The sequence below is a fragment of the Longispora sp. NPDC051575 genome (assembly GCF_040681875.1).
Classification (GTDB): Bacteria; Actinomycetota; Actinomycetes; order Mycobacteriales; family Micromonosporaceae; genus Longispora.
Genome location: NZ_JBFAZP010000029.1, coordinates 1 through 3,581 on the forward strand (window position 1 = coordinate 1; position 3,581 = coordinate 3,581).

The 3,581-nt window shown below is 57.2% G+C and carries 4 protein-coding genes and 1 pseudogene; 2 read left to right on the forward strand and 3 right to left on the reverse strand.

Features of this window, described 5'->3' with window-relative positions:
* Positions 1 to 100: pseudogene (locus AB0M43_RS39010) on the forward strand (peptide-methionine (S)-S-oxide reductase); the annotation flags it as partial.
* A 334-nt stretch (positions 101 to 434) separates the two neighbouring features.
* On the forward strand, positions 435 to 1,022 hold the full coding sequence (locus tag AB0M43_RS39015) for a mobilome CxxCx(11)CxxC protein (RefSeq protein WP_363732840.1): 588 nt from the start codon (positions 435 to 437) through the stop codon (positions 1,020 to 1,022).
* A 301-nt stretch (positions 1,023 to 1,323) separates the two neighbouring features.
* Here the strand turns inward: AB0M43_RS39015 and AB0M43_RS39020 are convergent, their stop codons facing one another.
* The 3 genes from AB0M43_RS39020 to AB0M43_RS39030 form a co-directional block, all read right to left on the reverse strand.
* Positions 1,324 to 1,878 carry a cysteine hydrolase gene (locus tag AB0M43_RS39020; protein WP_363732843.1) on the reverse strand — a complete coding sequence of 185 codons (555 nt, stop codon included), beginning with the start codon at positions 1,876 to 1,878 and terminating at the stop codon, positions 1,324 to 1,326.
* Positions 1,879 to 1,882: 4 nt separating this feature from the next.
* Positions 1,883 to 2,878 (reverse strand): hypothetical protein, encoded by a 996-nt coding sequence (locus AB0M43_RS39025; RefSeq protein ID WP_363732845.1) that lies wholly within the window; start codon positions 2,876 to 2,878, stop codon positions 1,883 to 1,885.
* 260 nt (positions 2,879 to 3,138) lie between these two features.
* Complete coding sequence (locus AB0M43_RS39030; RefSeq protein ID WP_363732848.1) at positions 3,139 to 3,489, reverse strand: winged helix-turn-helix domain-containing protein; 351 nt, start codon at positions 3,487 to 3,489, stop codon at positions 3,139 to 3,141.
* Between the last annotated feature and the right edge of the window lie 92 nt (positions 3,490 to 3,581).

The window sequence follows — 3,581 nt, forward strand, 5'->3', positions numbered from 1 at the left end:
CCACCAGCAATACCTCTCGCCCCATAAAAACCCCAACGGGTACTGCAACCACGGGCCGAACGGCCTGAGCTGCCCGATCGGGGTAGCCAAGGCCGGCTGACCCGCCGACCGCGCGCACGAAGAGCGGCTGAAACACCACACGCTGGTGTTTCAGCCGCTCTTTCGCGTTCTCGCCCGAGGGTCCACGATGTATCCCAGATGTATCCCAAGTTTTCCCAGGTCAGATGGGGTAGGGATACACGGGATACATGGGATACACCTGGGACGCGTGCCGACTCGCTGTGTCTACCAACGAGCATTAGCCCGGCCAGTCGTGCGTACCGCCAACACATGCGTTCTCCTGCTCAGCCCTGTGCCCGACCCGCCCGCTCCTCCTTGGTACTCTCCGGGCTCAAACATCACCCGCACCGCGCTCATAGATCGCCGGAGCAAACATGGTCAGTCCTCAGGCAACTCCAGGCAGCCAGCAAACCATCCCGGAAAAATGTCGCGATAACGCCATACATACCTTCGGGACGTCGATTATCTTCCAACGGCGCGCGCGCCGAATCAAGCTCAAATTGCAGTTACAAACATACTTCGGAATCTTACTTCCACTGATCACCGGTGGAATCGTACTTTCGTTCGGCACGACCGGCGCATTCCTACCCCTGCTTATCTCCGCATTTGGTGTCCTGGGACTCCCACTGCTTGCAATTTCTCTGTGGTCTCTCGTCGCAGGATGGAGCGATCAACTAACCGCTGCGACCGACTCAGTCTCCGCTAACGAAATTCTTGTCAAGCGGTATTCAGATCTGGCCGATAGTGGAATGTCGGCAACAAAAGTAAAGATCGAATTTGACCTCATCCAATTGGATGATCACAACAGGAAGCAACTCGACCTAAAGCAACACGTTTCCGAAAAGGAAATGAGATTTGGATTACGCGCCGGGCTTAGGCAGTTTCAGCGAAAGTGCGGCACCTGCCAACTGGTGCCGACCTCACTAAAGCCAACCTCGTGCGGAGTGTGCGGCGACTTCTAGGAAAGAGAGAGGATCACCAGATATGAACCCGAGGACTAGCCAGGTCTGGGCTGCCATGGTACTCCTGACTCCTCAAGAACAGAACGAACTGATCGCAGCATGGAACCAATACAACAGTGAAACCCTTACGACCAAGACCCAGCGGTTCAACGAGGCGACCCGACTGGTACTTGGCCCCCTTGGGGACCGATGCCAATTCTGCGGAAAATAGCTGGTAACGCTACCTCTGTTTCATTGGCAGAGGTAGCGCAAGGTTCAACCCGTAAGCGGCGACACCAACACTCACCATAGGCGAGCAAGCTCAGTTCGGAATTCGAAGCAGACTCTCAGGTATGTTCGCACGATTGATGATCTGCCCACTTCCGATAAATCGACTCGTTACGAGTATGCCCGCATCATGCGCCTCTTGACCCGCATGGCTCCCCGATGCATCCTCAATTACCCACGGCGTCAAGTCTCGTTCGAATGCATCGACCGCCGTCTTTAGGACGCAGCTTTCGGTAGCCAATCCACAGATGTACAGGTCCGTCCAACCATGGCTTTGAATGAGAGACGCACCCGCGTCCGTAAATGGCGTATAGATTAACTTGTCAAGCACAGCCGTCGCCCGAGCCACGTACGGCACCAACTCCGGAACAAAGTCGATTTCAGGTTGACTCTGAAGCCTGCTCCAGTGAATGAGCCGCTCAAATGGGCTGCCCGGATAGTTGATGTAGCGAGTAAATAGAGTGTCGCCGCCGGCAGCCTGCCAACGCTCCACGAGGTCCACAACTATTGGCACGACATGCTCGGACTTCTCTCGCACAAATCCGTTTTGCATGTCTACGACGATCAGCACGGAGCGAACGGAGCTCATTCCATCATCCTTCGTTCAATTCGCGAAGCGTCTCGATTGCCTGAGCGAGATGGGGCACAAGGTCACTAGTTTGCAAAACCGCATTCCGCAGTGAGCGGTGCTGTCCACTCTCGCGCGCCCTTGGTGTTGTCATTCGTGAACGCATCCCCCGCAAGAACCGCCAACTGTACTCACCCGGCACAACGGGGTCACGCCCGGATTCAACTTGGCTGTTGATGTACTCGCAGTAGGCCCACAGTGATTGAGTCGCTAATTCACATGCTACAAACTCGTTCTCGGTCAATGCTCGGTCTGGAGCTGTCGGGTAGTAGACCACTCCCGACCAGGAGGCATAGCCCGAAGAAACACCTTTGATTCCAAAGTCAACGATCTCGCCGTGCTCATAGCCCTCGCTCAAGAGGCTACGCTCCACCAGCTCCGCATGACCAAGCGTTCCTTCGCCGTTGGAATTTCTCCGGAGTAGAACCTTGGGTGTGCAGAGAATGCGCAATGCGGTATCAAGTAATCCACCCGACCACAGCGGCTTGACCATCCAATAGGCACCGAGAATGTATGACGCCGGATGCACTGTTCCTAGATGCGCCTCAAGGTCATCACATGTCCACAGCATGTTGTCTCGGTACGATGCTTGCCGCCAGACCGACAGTGCTGCAAGGCTTGGAAACTCAAGCTCTTCCACAAGATGGTAGACCGCTACGCCGAATGGCCACACGTACAAGTCGCACGGCCCGCCGGGATGCGTGACACTAGTCGAGCGACAGTCTGTCCATTGCTCTACTTGAGGAGCCATTTCCAAGTTCGAAATGAGGTGCGCGACAGCCTCCGCCCCAACAAAAGTTGGAATGAACTTGTGGGAACGCACGACAAAGTGGTCTCGACTGTCCTCAACTGCCTCAAATGCTCCGAAGAGGTCGTGCGGACTCGCGTCGTACGCGAGGCAATAGAGCTGCCGGTAAACCGGGTCCGTGATCGCGGCACGTCCGGTCTCGTGCCGGTACATCGCCTTCTCAATGGACTCAAGCGCAGGAGTCTCGCGTATGCCGTGCTTGTGCCCAAGGCGGTGTAGCTCCCGCGCTGCCTTCCTGCGCGACTCCCAGCCTTTCCGCCGCCGGTGGTCGATGAGTACGAGGTTGGGCCGGAACTGCCTGCCATCCTCTTGGGACACGCCCCACGTCCTTCCATGTCCAGCCACGTCATCTACACGATGGACCGGAGCTGCGGCACGCTCAATGCATGACAGCGATCAAGCAGAACCGAGGATCACCGCTTCGGCGGGCGAGCACCTTCAAGAACGGTCACCCGCTCACTGAGAAGGCGAACGGTCTCAACCAAATCGGCGACCGTGCGCGCGAGGTCCGCCTCGCTGGGTTCACCGACGCCATCCGGCTCCCGCAGCACGTAGACAGCCTTGCCCGGCTGCCCCTTCACGACGCCTTCAGCTCTCAACGCCCCGGTCGCCTCGCGGATCACCGTCGAGGACACGCCGTAGCTGTCCATCAGCTTCTTGGCTGACGGCAGCGAGCTTCCGGGCGGGTAGGTGCCGTCAAGGATTCTGGCCCGCAGATCATCAGCAATCCGCTGGTAGTGGGGTTGTCCGGTAACGGTGCTCAACAAGCCTCCCAAGTAAGGCTTACTCGCCAACAGCACCTAGTGCACCACATCGACACGCCGCCACCAAGGAAGCTCTTGACTCACCTCATGCA

Bases quoted from the DNA above. Each gene is read 5' to 3' on its own strand.
- AB0M43_RS39020 (WP_363732843.1), bottom strand. From the start codon at position 1,878: ATGAGCTCCGTTCGCTCCGTGCTGATCGTCGTAGACATGCAAAACGGA.
- AB0M43_RS39015 (WP_363732840.1), top strand. From the start codon at position 435: ATGGTCAGTCCTCAGGCAACTCCAGGCAGCCAGCAAACCATCCCGGAA.
- AB0M43_RS39025 (WP_363732845.1), bottom strand. From the start codon at position 2,878: ATGTACCGGCACGAGACCGGACGTGCCGCGATCACGGACCCGGTTTAC.